The sequence below is a fragment of the Meiothermus sp. Pnk-1 genome (assembly GCF_003226535.1).
In the GTDB taxonomy this organism is placed as follows: domain Bacteria; phylum Deinococcota; class Deinococci; order Deinococcales; family Thermaceae; genus Allomeiothermus.
This window is the reverse complement of record NZ_QKOB01000006.1, coordinates 227368-245464: the sequence shown is the minus strand read 5'-3', so window position 1 is coordinate 245464 and position 18097 is coordinate 227368. Positions and strand designations below refer to the sequence as shown.

Genomic DNA, 18097 nt, shown 5'->3' with positions numbered 1-18097 from the left:
TAAGGACAACCCGAGATATAGGTACAACCCTGATGCAACCCCCGCCGGGCAGACTGGTAGACAGGCTCTAGCGGGATATACCCGCGGGGAGTTCGGAGGCGAAGAACTGTGTTACCCAACGTGGGCACCAAGGGGCACAGGGAGCCAGTGGTGCAACCGGCCGAACACCGCCCGGTTGCACCCCACCACAGGAGGTGGTCGGGGTGCGTAAGCTTTGGGAAAATCCTTTGTTACATCGGTTATATCGACGCGCTTCGGGCTTGAAGGAAGGGCCCCGCGCTACCTTTGGGCGCGCGGCCAGGTGGGGAGCATGGCTGTTGTGGGCGGGCCTGCTGGCGGGCTGTTCCTCGGCTTTGCAAAGCGCAGAGGTTCCGCTGGCGCCGGCGGGGGGGTGCCTCCGGGCGGCGGCAGCACCGGAAGTGCTGCGTCCGGCTGTGCAGGGGGTGGGGCGTTTTGATCTGCCCCACGTGCCGGGACGGGTTATCGTTTACCAGGAGGGCGTGCGCTTGCAAAGCGCCGCGTGGCCCGAGCTCGAGCGGCTGGAGGTTCGCCCCCTACAGCTGGCGGGGGCGCAGGGCTGGCAGCTTTACGCCGTGCGCCCCGGCGCCGAGCTCGAGGCTGCACAGGCGCTGTTGCGGGGTGGGGCCCGTTATGTCCAGCCCGAGTACCTCTACCGTCCCACCGGCCTTGCGGTTCCCCCGGATAGCCCCGACTATGTGCTCAACCAGCGCCCTATCTTCGCGCAGTTAAATCTAGAGGAAGCCTGGAGGCAGCTTACCCCCGGCTGTGCCAGGCCAGTGGTAGCGGTCGCCGACACCGGCTTTTACGCCGAACGCTCCGATCTGAGACCTAACCTCACCCCCTCTGCCAGCTGGCTGGACCTGGTGGGGGACGACCTGGCAGCGCCCCAGCCGGTTCAGGGGCGGGTTACGCCAGGCGACTGGGCCGGGCGCAACCACGGCACCGCCGTAGCCGGGGTTATCGCGGCGGTTACTGACCGCCGGTGGGGGCTAGCCGGAGCAGCCTACAACCTGGCGCAGGTACTCCCCCTCAAGATCTTTGACGCCCACGGGCAGGCCGGTACTTTGCAGATCGCCCAAGCGGTGGAGTACGCCTTGGGGGTAACCACCATCGGCGGGCAGAGTTTTGTCAATCCTTACCCGGCGCAGGTCCTAAACCTCTCTCTGGCCCTGGCCGCTCCCCAAAGCCGGGGTTTTCGTGACCCTTACCTGGAGGCGGTGCTCGAGCAGGCCACCCAGAAGGGATTGGTGGTAGTAGCGGCCAGCGGCAACGAAGGGGCCGACGCTATAGACTACCCCGCCTCTTCCCCCTGGGTGATCGCCGTGGGGGCTACCGACCTGACCCGTTCGCGGGCGGTTTGGAGCCAAGGCGCCGCTTCCAACTATGGTCAGGAGCTTGCATTCATGGCCCCTGGGAGCGAGATCACCGTCCTCAGCGGACGGCAGGAAGGAGAATATGCCAACGGCTTTGGCACCTCGTTCGCGGCCCCTTTTATCAGCAGCGTGGTGGCGCTTTACCTATACCAGCAGAACGCTTTGGGAAAGCCCCAGCCCGCCGCCCAACGCCTGGATGCGGTGCGCCGTTGCCTGCGCAGCGCCGCCCAGCACGGGCCCAACGGCTGGGAGCCGCAAACCGGCTATGGCTTGGTGGACGCGGCCCAGGTGGTGAACCCCGGCAATGCCGGGTGCTTCTAATTGGCCCCTATTCGAGCACCGCCAGATAGTCATAAAGGTCAGGTCCGCCGGGGTGGATTTCCAAGCTAAGGTCAGGAAAGGCCCGGGATATCTGCTCCGCGAGCGCCTCGAGCCCCGGCTTCTCCACGGTTGGGCCGTGGAAGAGGGTCATGATCTCGTGGGAGGCGTCCTTGGCCAGTCGAACCAGCCCCAATAGGGCCTCCTCGGGGGTGGCGGCCACCAGGGCCAGCTTGTCGTCCTTGAGGCCGATGGGCTGCCCCTCCTTGACCTCCAGGTTCTCGATGGTGGCGTCGCGGCTAGCCCGGGTGACCTCGAGGGTCACCGCCCGGTTCATGGCTTTTTCCATATCGCCCAACAGCTCAGTGGGCTCCATGTCGGGTTGGTACATCACCGCCGCGGCCAAACCTTGCCCCATGGTCTTGGTAGGCAACACGTGGATGTGTTTCCCCTCCTCCTCCGCCAGTTTGGCCGCTTGCTGAGCCGACATCAGAACGTTGGCGTTGTTGGGCAGGACGATCACATGCGGGTTGGGCAGGCTTTTGATCGCGTCGAGGATGTCCTGCACGCTGGGGTTGGCGGTCTGCCCCCCGGCCACCACCCGCGCCCCCAGGCTGCGGAATGCCTTCACCAATCCCCATCCCGCCGCCACCACCACCAGACCGGTGGGCGGAGGAGCCTCCTCGGCGGCCCCGGCCATGCCCAGGATCTCGGTGTGCTGTAGCGACATATCCTCGACCTTGGTGCGCACCATCTTGCCGTAGCGGGCTACCGCGCTCAAGAGGGCATCCGGATCGTTGGTGTGGATGTGGCCCTTGACATAGCCTTCTGCGCCCACCACCAAAAGGGAATCGCCGAAGCTCGAGACCGCTTGGCGAATCTCCTCAATAGGCACCCGTACCCCTTCCATCAAAAACTCGGTGCAGTAGCCGAAGTCCTCCTGGACGAACTGGGTCTGGGCGTACTTTTCCACCTTGGGTGGTTCGGGCAGCGGAAGGCCCAGCAAGAAGCCATGCAGTCCCTCCAAGATGTGCAGATACCCGGCTCCGCCCGCATCTACCACCCCGGCCTGCTGGAGTACCGGAAGCAGCTTGGGGGTCTCGGCGAGGCCGAGGCGGCCTTGCTCCAACGCCCTCGAGAGTACCGCTTCCAGGCTATTCGCTCCCTCCTCGAGGGCGTTGCGGGCGCCTTCTGAGGCGTAGCGGGCCACGGTGAGGATGGTCCCTTCCACCGGCTTCATCACCGCCTTATATCCGGTGCGGGTGCCCTCCTCGAGGGCTTCGACGAGCGTTTGGGGGGTGAGGGCCTCGGCTTTTTTTATCGCTTCCGAGAAACCCTTGAGGATCTGCGAGGTGATGACCCCGGAGTTGCCCCGCGCCCCTAAGAGCGAACCGTAGCTGATGGCCCGGGCCACCTCGGCCATGCGCGTGGTGTCTACCATGTCGAGCTCGCGCCGTAGGGACTGCAGGGTGAGGTGCATATTGGTGCCGGTGTCCCCATCGGGAACCGGATAGACGTTGAGGGCGTTGATTTCCTCGAGGTACACCGCAAACCAATCCGTGGCATAGCGGAAGGCTTGGGCCAGTTCGGCGGGGGAGAGGCGTTCAGGCACGAGGACCTCCTATCGGGAGGGGCGGGCGGGTTCTAACCACGGCTCACCCCCACCACGTGCACCCGCACCAGGGAGATCTCCACCCCGGCGAGGCTCTTGGCCGCCCAAGACACCCGCTCCCCGATGGAGTCCACCACCGCGGGAATGCGCGCACCGAAGGCCACCACCACATACAAGTCGGCCTGGTACTTGCCTGGCGCGGTGGGGTCAGGTTTGACCACCACCCCCTCGTTGGCCTCAGCCCGGCCCAGGATGCGGCTGATGCTCTCCCGGATGCCCGCCGGGCTCATCCCCACCACCCCCGGCACTTCATGGGCCGCCAGCCCCAAAATGGCGGCCAGCGCCCCTTCGCTTACGTTGATGTTGCCTTTCAAACTTTCCTCCCATCGAGCGAGCCCGAAGCGGGCTCGAGGCTGACGACGACTCAACTATTGAGACAGTATACCCTCACCGCAGCCTCCAAGCAGGCCCGCGCTGTGACTGGCCGCCCGAGCCGGCCTTGATAGCTGGCGACCCGTAGCCGCTGCGTTTGGTCCATCGCTGAGGCCCAGCCCGGCAGAGCGCTAGATGCGGTGGTCATCCTCTAGATTAGATTGAGGGGCGAACGAATATGCATTTCGCCCACGGCGAAACAGCAGGAAAACCTGTCTGGGAGGCAAAAAGATCATAGAACCGGATCGCCGCCCCTAAATTTGTAAACACCACGGCGTATACCCCCGGATGAGAGGGAAGGGGCGTGCTTAATCTGAGCCTCACTTTAACGATCCGACGGACGAGCCTGTTAGGTATGGGATTCTTCGCAAAATATGAAAATCAAGTGAGAAAAAAGGTGACTGAATAATGAGGATGTATATGCAGCCTTCTTAGGCTCTCCTTGTAGAGGCCGTCTAGCCTTTAGGGCATCTATGGTACGACGATTGATCGCCGTACGTTTTTTTTGGTGGATATTGGGGCTGGTGATTGTAAACGCGGGATTGGCCCAGGCTCCTCGAGCTTACATCCTTACCGCCACCGCTTACACCTCGAGCGTACGAGAAACCGACCCTACCCCCCGCATCACCGCTACCGGGGCCCGGACCAGGGTCGGCATCATCGCGGTGAGCCGCGACTTGTTGGGTTTGCTTCCCTACGGCTCCAAGGTCCGGCTCGAAGACCTGGGCACCGTCCGAGGGGGGCGGGGGCAGTTCAACTACCTCTTTCGGGATACTGTGTTTGTGGTAGAAGACACCATGCACCCGCGCCAGCGCGGCCGCATCGATGTATGGCTACCCGATCGCAGCACAGCCTTTCGCTTTGGCGTGCGCACCGTGCGGGTGACGGTGTTGCAGGTGGGTCGGTAGGGGCCTGCGGTATCCTGGGCTGGGATGCGTTTTGTCTGGTTCTTGGCCCTGCGCCACCTGCGCTACCGCCGCACGCAAAGCCTCGCCACCTTGTTAGGGGTAGCGGTGGGCGTCATGGTGCTCACCACCGCCCTTTCCCTCACCAACGGCTTTACCCAGGGGCTCATAGAGGCCACCTTGCGCGGGGTGCCACACATCTTCTTGCAAGCCCTCGACCCCCGGAATGCCCCACCCCCCCAGCCCGACCTCGAGGTGGTGGCCCAGACCCCATACCTGGTCACCAAGGCGCTGCTCACCCGCCGGGCGACCCTGGGGCAGCAAGCGGGAATAGACGTCGCTACCGTGTGGGGCTTGGGGGCGGGGGCGCAGCGGGTGTACCCCCGCCTCGACCTCTCCGGCTTGAAACCGGGAAGCATCATCTTAGGCGTTGAGCTGGCCCGACAGCTGGGGGCCTTCCCGGGAGACCGGATTTTCCTGCTCTCGGTGAGCCAGGAGCGTCTCTCGCTCGAGGTGGCCGGGACTTTTCGCACCGGCAACGCCCTGCTCGACGCGGGAAATGCTTTCGCCACCCTGGAGGATGTGCGGCGGCTTACCGATCAACCCCAAGGCCTCAGCGGTTACCAGGTGCTGCTCAGGGATCCCGAGCAAGCCCCTCGGGTGGCCCAGCGGCTCTCCGGCACCCACTACTTCGCCCAGACCTGGCAAAGCCTCAACCGTACCCTCATCGAGCAGCTGGCCCTGCAAAAGCGGGTCATCGGGATCGTGGTGTTTTTGATCGTCGCGGTGGCGGCGCTGGGCATGGCCAACGTGCTGGTGCTGGCGGTGGTGGAAAAAACCCCCGACATCGCCCTTTTGCGGGTGATGGGAGCGGGGGGCTTACAGGTGGCCGGGGTGTTCGCGCTCGAGGGGTTGATCCTCGGCGCGGCCGGGGTTGCCCTGGGGAACCTGCTCGGCTACGGGCTTTCCACCTACTTCGCCCTCAACCCGGTGCGCATCCCCGGCGAGCTGTACTTCATCAGCGGGCTACCGGCCCAGCTCCGACTGGGGGATTTTGTCTGGGTCTCGCTGATGAGCCTGGGGGTGGTGCTGCTGGCTTCGCTGTTGCCGCTTTGGCGGGCGCTCGGGGTCAAGCCGGGTGAGGTGCTGCGCTAGGGGTTCCGCGGCCCAGAAAGGCCACCGCCTGGAGGGCCTTGGCGCGACCCATGCGCACCACCTCGGGCAAGCCTACCCCCCCGTAGGCGGCCCCGGCCAGGAACAGCCCCGCCAGCCGTTCGGCCTCCATAGCCACCTGCACCCGCTGTAGGTGGCCCAGCGTATAGCGGGGCAGGCCTGCGCTCCAGCGGAAGACCCAGCGCCGCTCGGGCGCGGGGACCCGGCCCCACAGCCGCTCCAGGTCGGCTAGGGCCATCTGGGTGAGCTCGGCTTCGTGGGCGCTAACCCCAGAGAAATAGGCCCGCACCAAGGCGTAGCCCTGAGGGGCTCGAGCGGCCCACTTCTGGTCGGTCCAGGTAAAGCCCCGCACGTGGAAGCCCTGCCCAGCCGCCATCAGCATCCCGTGGCCCACCCGGGGGGGGATCTTCTCGGCGGGAAAGGCCAGCGAGACCGTAGCCGAGTCGCCATAGGGGATCTCTCCCAAGGCCTGGGCCGCGGAGGGATGAAGGGGTTCTAGCAGCCGCGCTGCCGCGCTGGCGGGGAGCGCCAAGATCACCGCGGCGGCTTCCTGGTAGCCCTGGGACGTATAAACGCGCCAGCCCTCGGGGCGGCGCTCGAGGCCGGTTACAGGGGTGTTGGGGTACACCTGCACCCCCTCGAGCTCCCCGGTGATGGCCTCCACCCAGGTGCCCAATCCCCCGCGCAGCGAGGCGAAAAGCCCCCCGGCTTCGCGGGTGCCCCGCTTTTTTCGCTGCTCGAGGGCGCCTCGGATCAGGCTGCCGTGGGTGCGCTCGAGTTCCTTGAGCTGGGGGAAGGCGGCTAGGGTGGAGAGTTCAGCGGGGTCACCCCCGTAGATCCCGCCCGATAACGGGGCCGCCAGGCGCTCCCACGCCTGGTTGCCCAGGCGGCGCCGGGTAAAGTCTCCGAAGGCTTCGTCCTCTTCCAGGCCTTTCGGCAACAGCAGATCGAGGAGGGCTCGCGCCTTGCCGAAGGGGGATAGCAACGGGGTTTTCGCCAGCGCCCAGAGGTCGCCGGGGACCACCATCTGCAACCCCGCAGGGATCGGCAAAGCCCGTTTTCCGTCGTGGATCAGGGCCGAGGGGTTGGCCGGGAGGGTCCCCACCAGCTGGCCCTCGAGCCCCAGCTCCTGCATCAGCTCGATAGCCCAGGGTTTGTACCGCACCACCGCGTCGGGGCCGCCTTCCAGCAAAAACCCGTCCTCGGTGTGGGTCAGCACCTTGCCCCCCAGCCGGGGACCGGCCTCGAGGAGGCTGATGGCGAGGGCCGGGTTGGCTTTGCGGGCGGTGTAGGCGGCGGATAAACCGGCCATGCCGCCGCCGATGACGACTAGCCGGCTCATGGCTCGAATTCCCTCCACTTGCGCGTCACGATGTCGCGCAGCACCTCGATATAGTCTGCATCGGCGTTGAGGCTGCGGGTGCGCAACAGGCGAATCCCCAGCTTTTGCGCGGTGTTCTGCGCTTCGTAGTCGAGGTCGTAGTAGACCTCGAGGTGATCGCTGGGGAAGCCCACCGCCGTTACCACCACCTCGCGGTAGCCCGCCGCTGCGGCCTCCTCGAGCTTTTGGTTGATGTCTGGCCCGATCCAGGGCTCGGGGGTGCGCCCTGCCGACTGCCAGGCGGTGTCCCAGTGCGCCAAGCCCAAGGCTTGGGCGACGAGCGCCGCCGTAGATCGAATCTGCCCCGGATAGCGCCCGTCCTGGGCCGCTTTTTCCGGGATCGAGTGGGCGGTGAAGAGGAAGAGGGCTTGTTGGGGCTCGACGAGCCGCCAGAGCTGTTCCCCCACCCGCGTAGCGAGGGCCCGGATGTAGCCGGGGTGGTCGTAGTACTCCTCCACAAAGCGGATCTCGAAGGGGTTGCCCAGCTCGGTCAGGGCTTGCAGGACCTTCTCTTGGTACTCGGCGATGCTGCGGGCCGAGAAGTGGGGCGCGGCGACGATGCCCACCGCCCGCCTCACCCCGTCCTGGGCCATGGCCTGTACCGTTTCCTTGATGAAGGGATGCCAGTGCTTGGTGCCCAGGTACACCCGGGCTGGCCCCCGCACCCGGGGGCCGGGCGAAGCGGCGAGGGGCTCGGGGAAAAGCGGCAAGGAGGCGTTGAGGGCGGCCTCGAGCCGCACCGCCTGGGCGTAGGTGATCTCGTTGAGGGGGCTGCGTCCGATGCGGCGGTAGCGCTCCTCGAGCTCCTCCAGCAACTCCTTCGTCGGGGGCCGACCCCGGCGGATGTCGGTGTAGTAGGCTTCGATCTCGCGGCGCCGGTAGGGGGTGCCGTAGGCCATCAGCAGTACGTTCATGGTTGGGTCCTTTTAGGGTCGTAGGTCATGCGTCTTACGTCGTACGCGATACGCCAGACGCAAAACGCCAGAAATCCCGAATTGCCAGCGCCTGGCGTTTTGCCCCCAGCGGCCATCGCCACGTGCTCAGGCTAAGTCGTCGAGCACCTCCCGGATCTCCTTCTTCACGCAGGTGAACATCGGGGTGTCGCGCAGGGTGTAGAGGCTGGCCTCGGTGAAACGCAGGCGCTGCACTAAGTCCACGAACTCCTGGGGGTAGTTGGAGTCGAAGGCCACCACGAATTCCTGGTCGTCGATGCCATAGGAGTAGCTGGTGTTGAGCGTGACCCCGGTGAAAGGGGCCGAGACGTAGATGTGCTCGTCCATCATGCCCTGGCGGGCCTGGGGGGAGAGGTTGTACCAGGCTCGGGTCTTCACGAAGGGGTAGACGAAGAGGTAGCGGCCCTCCCCGGGTCGCAGGTGAACCCCCTCGCCCTCGGGGTTGAAGCGATCGACGTAGATCGAGCGCTTCTGCATGGAGAGGAAGGAGTAGGGCTGGGTCAGGTAACCAGCCAGGCGGGTGCGGTTGAGCTCGGCCTGCATGGCCTGGAAGTCGCGCACGTCGAAGGAGATGCGCCAGAGCATGAAGTCCACGTCGGCGCGGGTTCCCACCAGGCTGTAGCTGCGCAGGATGAACCCCTCGCCCCGACCCGCCCAGCGCTCGAGTACCCCGGCAAACTCGGCCTTGGCCTCCGCGATCTCGCCTCGCGGCAACCGGCGGAACTCCGGCAAGAGCTTGTAGAAGCTGTAGTTGAGGAACTGCCGTTTGGCTTGGTCGGGGGCCTTGCGGGTGATGAGCCCGGCCGGGTCCATGTCCACTGTGCGGCGGGTGGGCTTTTCTTGGTATTCGCGCTTTTCTTCGTAGGGTTGTGCCATGGTTTTCTCCTAGCTTTGTTCGGCCGTCCGGTCAAAGGCGTGCACGACTTCGATCAAGTGGGCCAGGTGCTCGGGGGGGGTTTGGCGCAGGATGCCGTGCCCCAGGTTGAAGATGTGGGGCCCGCCAAGCCCGGCCCGCAGCACCCGGTGGGCTTCCTGGGCGATGACCTCCGGGGGAGCCAGCAGCACCGCTGGGTCGAGGTTCCCTTGCAGGGTGCGCCGGGGGAAGCAGGGGCGGATGCGTTCCAGGCCTAGCCGCCAGTCCACGCTCACCACCTCGAGGGGGAGTTCGGCGATCGCCGGGTACAGGTGGGAGGCCCCCACCGCCAGGTAGATGCGGGGGGCTCCCCATCCTGCCAGGGCCTCGAGCACCCGGGCGGTATAAGGCAGAGCGAACGCGCGGTAGGTAGCCTCGTCCAATAGGCCAGCCCAGGAGTCGAAAAGCTGGATGGCCTGGGCTCCAGCCCGAAGCTGGCCTTGCAGGTAGCGAATCGAGACCGCGGTGAGTTTCTCCAACAGGGTATGGGCCGCGGCAGGTTCCTGACGCAAAAAAGCCCGGAACGCTTCGTACTCCTTGGAGCCGGAACCTTGAATCAGGTACGTCGCCAGCGTCAGCGGAGCCCCCCCGAAGCCGATCAGGGGGATGTTTTTGCCCTCGAGCTCGCGCCGCACCAGCCGGATAGCCTCTTCTCCAAAAGGGGCGATCTCCTCGGGTTCGGGAACCCGCAAAGCTTCGATGTGCCGCAACGAGCGGATGGGCTCGGCGATGAGGGGGCCCGGATTGAACTCGATCCGCACCCCCATCGCGCTCAGGGGGGTCATGATGTCGCTGAAGAGGATGGCTGCATCCAGCGGGAAGCGCCGCAGGGGCTGCAAGGTCACCTCGGCGGCCAGCTCAGGGGTGCGCACCATCTCCCAAAAGCTGGCCTTGGCCTTTACCGCCAGGTACTCAGGCAGGTAGCGTCCAGCTTGGCGCATCACCCAGATGGGGGCCCTAGGGGTGTCCTCGCCCCAGGCTGCGCGAAGGAACAAAGGGGCGGCGGGCGAGTTGTCCGGGGCTGGGGGAGCTGCCATCATGCCGACTCCTGGGCGGGTTTGTGTGGGGATTGGGAGCCAGCGCCCTCCGGGGTGAAGCGGTAGCCCACCCCCCAGACGGTATGCAGATAGATCGGGTGGGCCGGGTCGGGTTCGAAGAGTTTACGCAAGCGCACGATGAAGTTATCCACGGTGCGGCTGCTGGGGAAGATGTCCCCGCCCCATACCCGATCCAGGATCTCGTCGCGGCTCACCACCTCCCCGGCCCGCTCGGCGAACAGCTTGAGGATGCCGATCTCGCGTTCCCCCAAGGGCTCCACCCGGCCATCGGCCAGCGTCGCGTTCCAGGTGCGGAAGTCCACCTGGTGCCCGCCAAAGCTGAGTTCCGCCGGGGTCACCTCTTCCCGGCCCCACTGGAGCCGAGAGAGCATGTTCTGCACCCGCAGCAGCAACTCGGGAAGGTGAAAAGGCTTGCCCATATAGTCGTCTCCGCCCGCCCGCAACCCTTCCACCCGCTCCTCGGGTTGGCCCTTGGCGCTCAAGAAAAGCACCGGGGTGCGGTCGCCCTGGGTACGCATCCGGCGGCAGACGTCGAGCCCTGAAAGGCGCGGGAGCATCACGTCCAAGATCACCAAGTCCGGCTGGAAGCACTGCCACAGCCGTAAAGCGCTCTCGCCATCGCGGGCGACGGTCACCTCGAGCCCCTCCTCGCGCAGGTTGTCGGCCAGTACCTCGGCTAGCACCCGCTCATCCTCGACGATTAGCACCCGCTGCCTCATGCCCTCCCTCCCTTGGCGTGCTCGAGAGCGGCGCCAGGAGGTTCTCCCTCGACCAGGGGTAACCTCAAGGTGAAGCGGCTTCCGCGTTCCAACGGTGTGCAGGCAATGGTTCCTCTCAAGAGTTCCATAATCGCTTTGACCAGGTACAGCCCGATTCCCAGCCCCGGGACCTCGCGGGTCAACTCGTTCCCCGAGCGGTAGAAGGGATCAAAGATATAAGGCAAGTCCTCGGTGTCCACGCCTGAGCCTCGGTCCTCGACGTGCAGCAAGGCCTCGTTACCCTGGCGCTCAAGCCGGATCCACACGGGTTTTTCTGGGCCTGGGGTATATTTGATCGCGTTGTCGAGCAGGTTGGAGAGCACGATACCAAAGGCCTCCTCATCGAGCTCGACCAGGAGCGAGTCCTTGGCGGGTTCGAGCACGATCACCGCTCCCCGTGCCTCCAGCCCGCCCCGCTGGCGTTGCAGGAGTTCCGCCACCACCTGGCCTAGCTCCAGCCGCGAGAGCCGGGTGGGGCTGAGCCGGGCCTCGAGCCGGGCGGTGGCCAAAAGCCGCTCGGTGAGGGCTTCTAACCGGGAGAGTTCTTGGTGCATATGGGCCAGATAGCCAAGCTGTTTTTCCCGCGGCAGTTCGCGGCGCTCGAGGGTCTGTGCCAAAAGGCGCACGGTGCTGATAGGGGTGCGAAACTCGTGGGTGGCCGCCATCAAAAAGTTCTGCTGCCGCCGCTTGAGGTCTTGCTCGCGGCGCAGGGCCTGCCCGATGATGTATAAGCCCAGCAAGGCCACCAACAAGAAGAAGGGCCCCTCGAAGGCCAGCATGCGCAGGTGACGCAGTTGGGCGTTGCGGTAGGTGGCCAGCCGCTCAGGGTCCACCGAGACCGTATCGCCCTCGATTCGCAGTTGAGGGAACTGCTCGTGTAGCTCCCGGGCCAGCGCCTCCCGTTCAGCGGGGTCCGAGGCCGACCATAGGCGTTGCACCAGCGCGGCCTCTTGCAGCCAGGTGGTCTCGGCGTAGGCGATGCTCTGCTGAATCAGCTGGCGTTGGAAGATCATCCACCAGCTCACCTGGGCCACCAGGAACAGCACCACCAGGCCGAAGGCCACCCAGACCCAGGGGTAGCGGCTTCGGACGGGGGTGAGAAGCCGTTGGCGGCGCGGAAGAGGGAAGAGGAACGCTTTTTCTCCCGGGGCTTTCCCCGCCATCTCGTCCTCCTACAGCCAGCCGCGCTCGAGCGCCTCCAGGGCGTGGTAGGTGATGATGAGGTCCGCCCCGGCCCGTTTGATCGCGGTGAGGGTTTCGCGCACGGCCCGGCCCTCCTCGAGCGCTCCTGCGGCCGCGGCTGCCTTGAGCATGGCATACTCCCCGCTCACGTTGTAGGCTGCCAGCGGCAGTTGGGTGGTGGGCCGGAGCCGGGCTAGGATGTCCAGATAGGCCAGGGCGGGCTTTACCATCAGCAGATCGGCCCCTTCTTCCTCGTCCAGCTGGGCTTCGCGCAGGGCCTCGCGGGCGTTGCGGGGGTCCATCTGGTAGGTGCTGCGGTCGCCGAAGCTGGGGGCACTCCCGGCGGCCTCGCGGAAGGGGCCGTAGAAGGCGCTGGCGTATTTGACCGCGTAGGAGAGGATACCCACCCCGGGGTGCCCGGCCTCGTCCAGCGCCCGGCGCAGGTAGCCTACCCGCCCGTCCATCATGTCGGAGGGGGCCACGAAATCCACCCCGGCCTCGGCCTGGACGAGGGCCATCCGGGCCAGTTGCGCTAGGCTCGCGTCGTTGTCGATCACCACGCCCCTAGGCGTCTCCTTGAGCAGCCCGCAGTGCCCGTGGTCGGTGTGGGTGCAAAGGCACACATCGGCGTAGAGCACCAGGTCGTTGCCGAAGGCTTTTCGGGCCGCACGCAGGGCGGTGGGAACCGGCCCATCTGGGTCGGCGGCGCTTTGGGCCAGCGGATCCTTTTCGCTCGGGGGCAGCACCCCAAAGAGCATCACCGAGCGCACCCCCAGCTTGAGGGCGCGCTCGAGCTGGGGCAGCAACCGGTCCACGCTGTAGCGCGAGATGCCCGGCAGAGCCTGTATCGGCTCCTCGCGCCCTTGGCTCGGGATCACGAAGAACGGCGCGATCAGGTCTTCCGGGTGGAGCCAGGTCTCGGCCACACTGTCGCGCAAGGCGGCGCTTTGGCGCAGCCGCCGGGGCCGGTGGGGCATATGTGGCAGGGCTGGCCCGGGGGTCGAAGCGATCGGTAGTTCTGTGGGATGGATCTTCATCGTTGTCCTCTTCAGCGGGGTGGACTAGAGGGGGGTAGGGTTTGGGCCGCGCGCTCGAGGGCGGCGATCACCCCTTCTACGCTCGGGCTTTGGGCTTGGCTATAGCGGAGGCCAAAGGCCCGCAAGCGTTGCGCGGTGCTCGGCCCCAGGGCGATGCAGTGGGTCTGCCGGGCGACCTCCAGCGGCAAAGCTTCCACCGCCGAAGGGCTGGCCAGCACGGTGAGATCGGGGATTGGCGCATCCGGGGGCCAGGGCTGGGTGAGGGTTTCGTACACCGTCAGGGCACGCACTTCGTACCCAGCCCCCTGAAGCCGGTCGGCCAGGGTCGGTAGCGCCCGGTTCCCGCGCGGGAGCCCTACCGGCCCCGGGGCTTGCCGGGCGAGGAAAGCGCGGGCCAGGGATTCGGCGTGGCCTTCCGGGCTCACCAGCTCGACCTCCAGGCCCAGATCTCGCAAAGCCCTGGCGGTGCCTTCCCCTACCGCTCCGAGGCAGCGCCCGGCGAAGCTTCCCCCTAGCTCCACCACCGCCCGAACCGCCGCCTGGCTGGAGAAGAGCCACCAGCGGCAGGCCTCGAGCGGCTCCAGGCTCACCCCCGGCAGGGTTTGGGTAGCTATCAGCGGGTAGTGCACCACCCTATACCCCCGCGTTTCCAGGCCCTCCCTTAACCCTTCCAGGCGTCCTTCGGCGTGGGTTAGGGCCACCGTCACCGCCGCACCTCCCCCATCGCGCCTGCGGCCTCCGGGTGATCGGCCGAAATCTGGGCGTAGACCCCCTCGATCACCTCTTGGGGTTCGGCGCTCAGCGCTTCGTACAGCCTGCCGCCGTACCAGGCCAGGAGCTGCCAGCCTCCTTCCACCCTCTGGGCGCTCGCGCCGAGGGCCAGCTGACAGCCCCCCTGGAGCCGGGCCATCAGGCCGCGCTCGAGGCCCACGGTGAGGCGGGCGGTAGGGTCATCCAGCCCCTGCAGGACCTCTCTTAGCTGGGTGTCTTCTTCGCGGCACTCCAGGGCCAATGCCCCCTGCCCCGGCGCGGGCACCAGTTCTCGCGGCTCTAGAAGCCGCACCTCGAGCCCCCCCAGATCCAGCCCCAGCCGCTTCAGCCCCGCCCAGGCCAGCAGGATCGCCTCGTAACTGCCGCTTCGGAGCTTTTCCACCCGGGTGGGAACGTTGCCGCGCAGCTCCAGCGGCGTTAGGTCGGGCCGCAGCTTGGCCAGTTGGGCCTGGCGACGTACCGCGCTGGAGCCCACCCGCGCTCCCGGAGCCAGCGGCAGCGCCGGGGCTTGGGCGTCCCAAGCCGAGGGGAGCGCCAATAGCACCTCGCGGGGATCTTCCCGAGGCGGTACAGCCGCCAGCACCAGCCCTGGGGTGGGGGCGGAGGGCAGATCCTTGAGCGAGTGCACCGCCAGGTCGGCGCGCCCCGCGAGCACCGCCTCCTGGATGGCCTTGGTGAAAAACCCCTGCCCCTGCATTTGGGAGAACGCCACCCGCTCCCGGTCGCCCTGGGTTTCGACGACGACCAGCGTGCTGGCGATCCCCTGGGCTTGCAGCTGGGCAGCTACCCATCCGGCTTGCCACAGGGCCAGGCGGCTGCCTCGGGTAGCGATCCTGACCTCAGGCATGCTCGACCTCCCGGAGTTCCTGACCCAACCCGGCTTCGTCGAGGAAGACCTGAGCCGCCTCGAGGCCGTGCGAGCGCACTAGGCCCCGCAATCCTTTGATGGGCAGATGAGCAAAGCGGCCCGCCAGCCGGTGGATTTCCTCGGGCGGCAGCAACTCCCCCAACACCCCCGCGAGCGCTACCCGGTAGCGCTCGCGGAGCTGGGCGATGGCCGCACCCAACCGGCGCTCGGTCCACTCGGCAAGAGCGGCCTCCAGTTCTTCTTGGATGATCCCCTCGGCCCGGGCCAAGTGCACCTGCAACTGCCGGCGCCGCTCTTCGCCCAGAGCCCGCATCCGCTCGAGGTCGATCAGCAAGATGCCCCTGCGCATTGCTGGGCCAGGATCCACGTTCTGCGGGAGGCCCAGGTCCACGATGGCCCGCAGCCGGGGTTGCCGGGCCAGAAAATCCTCGCCGATCAGGTGTTCGACCGGAGTGGCGCACACCAGGCCGTCTACGGGGATTTCGCCCGCGAGAAAAGCCTCCAGCTCGAGGGCTTCCGCATTTAGCTCAGCGGCCAGAGCCCGGGCCCTCTCGGGGCTGCGGTTGACGATCAGCAGGGAGATCTGGGCGTTCGCCGCCAAGCTGCGGGCGCTCATCGCGCCCATCTCCCCCGCGCCGAGGACCGCCACTTTGGCCCTTGCAGGCAAGGACTGCTCGAAAACCGGGCGGGCCAGGCTGAAGAGGCTGGTTTTCTCCGGGGCCAGGGGCACCTCGCGGCGCACCCGCTTGGCCACCCGCAAGGCCAGGTTGAAGGCCAGGCTAGTGGTGGGGCCAACCGTGCCCGCCCGTCGGGCGGCTTCGAAGGCCGAGCGCACCTGGTGCATGATCTGGTCCTCGCCGGGGTTCAAGGAGTCGAGCGAAGCCGCTACCCGGCACAGCTGCTCAAAGGCCGCCTCCCCCGCGAAGGCGTACCCCCGCGGCAGGCCGGCAGGGATGAGTTCGCGGCGCAGCCGCTCCAGACTTACCCCTTTGGGCAAAGCCAGCACCAGGTCGCAGCGGTTGCAGGTGGTGATGGGCACCACCTCCTGCACCCACGCCTGCGGCCAACGCTCCACCCCTTCCACCCAGGCCGTCCAGGCCTCGAGCGCTTCGGTGCCTCCGCGCCGCTGGGATACCCCGATTAGGGCCAGCGCCTCCATCACCCCTCACCTTCGCTATGGTAGAGGACATTGCGTGGACGAATGTCCTTGCTCATCTTTCGATACCCCGCTTTGCCTACGGAGGCTACCCCTGGGTAGCCCCTGAGTAGTAGTAGCTATTATCGACAGAATATGTGTCACGAAAGTGTCACCGCTGAGCATTGGGGGTGGCTCCCTTGCCGGGGAGGCCGGTCGGTGATACGGTCACAGGTATGAGCGCGGTTTCGGATTCCCGTTCCCAAGCCTTGTTCGAGCGGGCCCAGCGGGTGATTCCCGGCGGGGTGAACTCCCCGGTGCGGGCCTTCAAAGCGGTGGGAGGTATCCCCCGCTTTATCGCCAAAGCCCAAGGTGCTCGGATGTGGGATGTGGATGGCCACGAACTCCTCGACTACATCGGCTCCTGGGGGCCGATGATCTTAGGCCATGCCCACCCTCGGGTGGTGGAGGCCGTGCAGCGGGCGGCTACCGAGGGAACCAGCTTCGGGGCTCCCACCGAGCGCGAGATCGAACTGGCCGAGCTGATCCTGGCGGCGTATCCTTGCTGCGACCAGGTGCGCTTTGTCTCGAGCGGCACCGAGGCCACCATGAGCGCCCTGCGGCTGGCGCGCGGGGTCACCGGGCGTGACCATATCGTCAAGTTTCGCGGTAACTACCACGGCCACGCCGATGGGCTGTTGGTGCAGGCGGGGTCGGGGATGCTCACCGCAGGGGGGGGGACCGCCACCAGCGCCCCCTCGAGCGCCGGGGTTCCCCAGGCCTTCGCCGAGCTGACCTTGGTCGCCGAGTACAACGACCCGGCGGGGCTCGAGCGGATTTTCGCCGAGTGGGGGGATAGCATTGCGGCGGTGATCTTCGAACCCGTGGTAGGGAATGCCGGGGTGCTGGTGCCCACGCCTGAATTTCTCGCTGCCCTGCACACCCTGACCCGCAAGCACGGCGCCCTGTTGATCGCCGATGAGGTCATGACCGGCTTCCGCTTGGGGCTGGGGGGGGCGGTGGAGCGGTTGGGCCTCGAGCCGGACCTGGTGTGCTGGGGCAAGATCATCGGCGGGGGGTTGCCGGTGGGGGCCTACGGCGGCAAAGCCGAGTACATGCGCCAGGTGGCCCCGCTAGGCCCGGTCTACCAGGCCGGGACCCTAAGCGGCAACCCCATCGCGATGGCCGCGGGTATCGAGACCCTGCGGATTCTGACCGAAGAGCGCCCCTATGACCAGCTCGAGCGCTACGGCGCGAGGCTGGAGGCTGGGATCCGCGAGGCCGCCACCCTCCCGGTCACGGTGAACCGGGTCGGCTCGATGATCACGGTGTTTTTTCGCGCCGGGCCGGTGGCTACCTACGCCGAAGCGGTGGGCTCGGATACCGAGACCTTCAAGCGCTTCTTCCACGGGCTCTTGGAACGCGGGGTGTACTGGCCCCCCAGCCAGTTCGAGGCAGCGTTTTTCTCCACCGCCCACGGCGAGGCCGAGCTCGAGCAGACCTTGGCGGCGGTGGGTGAGGTGTTCCAAACGTTAGGGTAGCCCCCCGCGTGCATTCGCCTGGAAAAACCTTTGGGCGAACTCGGGGGTCGCCCGCCGCTCGCGGTGGGGTCAGCCGCCCCTCGCCGAGCTGTCGAGCTCACCCTTGATATGCTCGCGCCAGCGTTTTCGATGGGGGGGTAAGGCGTACCAATCCTTCTCGAGGTGCTCTTCCATTTCGCGGGCCAACTCGCGCTCTTTGTGTTTGAGCACTCGGCCCAGCTGCTGAGCCAGCCGCCGGGTGAACTCGGCATGGCCCCGCAGGCGGCTTTTGGCGTGAGGGGGAAGCCCGCGGGTGCTTTTGAGATAGCCGAGGGTGGCCTCGCTGATCTTTTGGCGGTTGACCACCTCTGTGCGCAGGTCGTGGATAAAGGCATGGTCGGTGAGGGCAAAGAGGTGGCGGCGGGTGGAGGGCTCGAGGGTGCGCATCACGTCCCCGCGCTCGGTCATGGGGGTAAGCAGTTTGAGCAAGGCATTTTTCGTCACCCCTAGCACCTGCGCGGCTTCGCCCAAGGCTATCGGGCGCGGACTCGCCAGCAGCAGAGCCACCAGGCGACCTTCCAGGCGAGGCCGCCCCAAGCAAGCGTAGGCCTCTCCCAAGGTCTCGATGTACTCGTCGAGCTGCATAGCGCGCCTTTAGCATACCAAAGATGGCCTACCCCGCGGCGC

General features: G+C 66.5%; 17 protein-coding genes and 1 riboswitch. Of the genes, 4 read left to right on the top strand and 13 right to left on the bottom strand.

What is annotated here, in order from left to right:
• Positions 1-85: 85 nt before the first annotated feature.
• Positions 86-171, top strand: a riboswitch (cyclic di-GMP riboswitch).
• 146 nt (positions 172-317) lie between these two features.
• On the top strand, positions 318-1715 hold the full coding sequence (locus tag DNA98_RS10465; RefSeq protein ID WP_233493178.1) for a S8 family serine peptidase: 1398 nt from the start codon (positions 318-320) through the stop codon (positions 1713-1715).
• A 7-nt stretch (positions 1716-1722) separates the two neighbouring features.
• On the opposite strand, the gene DNA98_RS10460 is transcribed toward DNA98_RS10465, so the two are convergent.
• Positions 1723-3324 carry a DAK2 domain-containing protein gene (locus DNA98_RS10460; RefSeq protein ID WP_110530098.1) on the bottom strand — a complete coding sequence of 534 codons (1602 nt, stop codon included), beginning with the start codon at positions 3322-3324 and terminating at the stop codon, positions 1723-1725.
• A gap of 32 nt (positions 3325-3356) precedes the next feature.
• Entirely contained in the window at positions 3357-3698 is a 342-nt protein-coding gene (locus DNA98_RS10455) for an Asp23/Gls24 family envelope stress response protein (protein WP_110530095.1), read from the bottom strand.
• Between the two features lie 531 nt (positions 3699-4229).
• Here DNA98_RS10455 and DNA98_RS10450 point away from each other — a divergent pair.
• Both DNA98_RS10450 and DNA98_RS10445 read left to right on the top strand, forming a co-directional pair.
• A complete protein-coding gene (locus DNA98_RS10450; protein ID WP_110530093.1) occupies positions 4230-4664 on the top strand; it encodes a 3D domain-containing protein in 435 nt (144 codons plus the stop codon).
• A 24-nt stretch (positions 4665-4688) separates the two neighbouring features.
• Positions 4689-5816, top strand: coding sequence for an ABC transporter permease (locus tag DNA98_RS10445; protein WP_110530090.1), 1128 nt, complete (start codon positions 4689-4691; stop codon positions 5814-5816).
• On the opposite strand, the gene hemG is transcribed toward DNA98_RS10445, so the two are convergent.
• The 10 genes from hemG to DNA98_RS10395 form a co-directional block, all read right to left on the bottom strand.
• Entirely contained in the window at positions 5791-7176 is a 1386-nt protein-coding gene (gene hemG, locus DNA98_RS10440) for a protoporphyrinogen oxidase (RefSeq protein ID WP_110530087.1), read from the bottom strand. The two genes, DNA98_RS10445 and hemG, sit on opposite strands and share 26 nt — an antisense overlap.
• Entirely contained in the window at positions 7173-8129 is a 957-nt protein-coding gene (gene hemH, locus DNA98_RS10435; protein WP_110530084.1) for a ferrochelatase, read from the bottom strand. Before hemH ends, hemG begins: the two co-directional genes overlap by 4 nt.
• Positions 8130-8255: 126 nt before the next feature.
• Positions 8256-9044 (bottom strand): chlorite dismutase family protein, encoded by a 789-nt coding sequence (locus tag DNA98_RS10430; protein ID WP_110530081.1) that lies wholly within the window; start codon positions 9042-9044, stop codon positions 8256-8258.
• 9 nt (positions 9045-9053) lie between these two features.
• The gene (gene hemE, locus DNA98_RS10425) at positions 9054-10121 is read right to left on the bottom strand and encodes a uroporphyrinogen decarboxylase (RefSeq protein ID WP_110530078.1); all 1068 of its coding nucleotides are present in this window, start codon (positions 10119-10121) and stop codon (positions 9054-9056) included.
• Positions 10118-10858 carry a response regulator transcription factor gene (locus DNA98_RS10420; protein ID WP_110530075.1) on the bottom strand — a complete coding sequence of 247 codons (741 nt, stop codon included), beginning with the start codon at positions 10856-10858 and terminating at the stop codon, positions 10118-10120. Before DNA98_RS10420 ends, hemE begins: the two co-directional genes overlap by 4 nt.
• The gene (locus DNA98_RS10415) at positions 10855-12060 is read right to left on the bottom strand and encodes a sensor histidine kinase KdpD (protein WP_110530072.1); all 1206 of its coding nucleotides are present in this window, start codon (positions 12058-12060) and stop codon (positions 10855-10857) included. Before DNA98_RS10415 ends, DNA98_RS10420 begins: the two co-directional genes overlap by 4 nt.
• Before the next feature lie 9 nt (positions 12061-12069).
• A complete protein-coding gene (gene hemB, locus DNA98_RS10410) occupies positions 12070-13056 on the bottom strand; it encodes a porphobilinogen synthase (RefSeq protein ID WP_110530069.1) in 987 nt (328 codons plus the stop codon).
• 71 nt (positions 13057-13127) lie between these two features.
• Positions 13128-13823, bottom strand: coding sequence for a uroporphyrinogen-III synthase (locus tag DNA98_RS10405; protein ID WP_110530066.1), 696 nt, complete (start codon positions 13821-13823; stop codon positions 13128-13130).
• The gene (gene hemC, locus DNA98_RS10400) at positions 13820-14734 is read right to left on the bottom strand and encodes a hydroxymethylbilane synthase (protein ID WP_110530063.1); all 915 of its coding nucleotides are present in this window, start codon (positions 14732-14734) and stop codon (positions 13820-13822) included. The genes DNA98_RS10405 and hemC overlap by 4 nt, the downstream gene beginning before the upstream one ends.
• Positions 14727-15914, bottom strand: a complete 1188-nt coding sequence (locus tag DNA98_RS10395; RefSeq protein ID WP_110530060.1) for an NAD(P)-binding domain-containing protein — start codon at positions 15912-15914, stop codon at positions 14727-14729. The genes hemC and DNA98_RS10395 overlap by 8 nt, the downstream gene beginning before the upstream one ends.
• 212 nt (positions 15915-16126) lie before the next feature.
• Between DNA98_RS10395 and hemL the strand changes: the two genes are divergently transcribed.
• Positions 16127-17431 carry a glutamate-1-semialdehyde 2,1-aminomutase gene (gene hemL, locus DNA98_RS10390; RefSeq protein ID WP_110530057.1) on the top strand — a complete coding sequence of 435 codons (1305 nt, stop codon included), beginning with the start codon at positions 16127-16129 and terminating at the stop codon, positions 17429-17431.
• A 69-nt stretch (positions 17432-17500) separates the two neighbouring features.
• Here the strand turns inward: hemL and DNA98_RS10385 are convergent, their stop codons facing one another.
• Positions 17501-18055, bottom strand: coding sequence for a hypothetical protein (locus DNA98_RS10385; protein WP_110530053.1), 555 nt, complete (start codon positions 18053-18055; stop codon positions 17501-17503).
• Between the last annotated feature and the right edge of the window lie 42 nt (positions 18056-18097).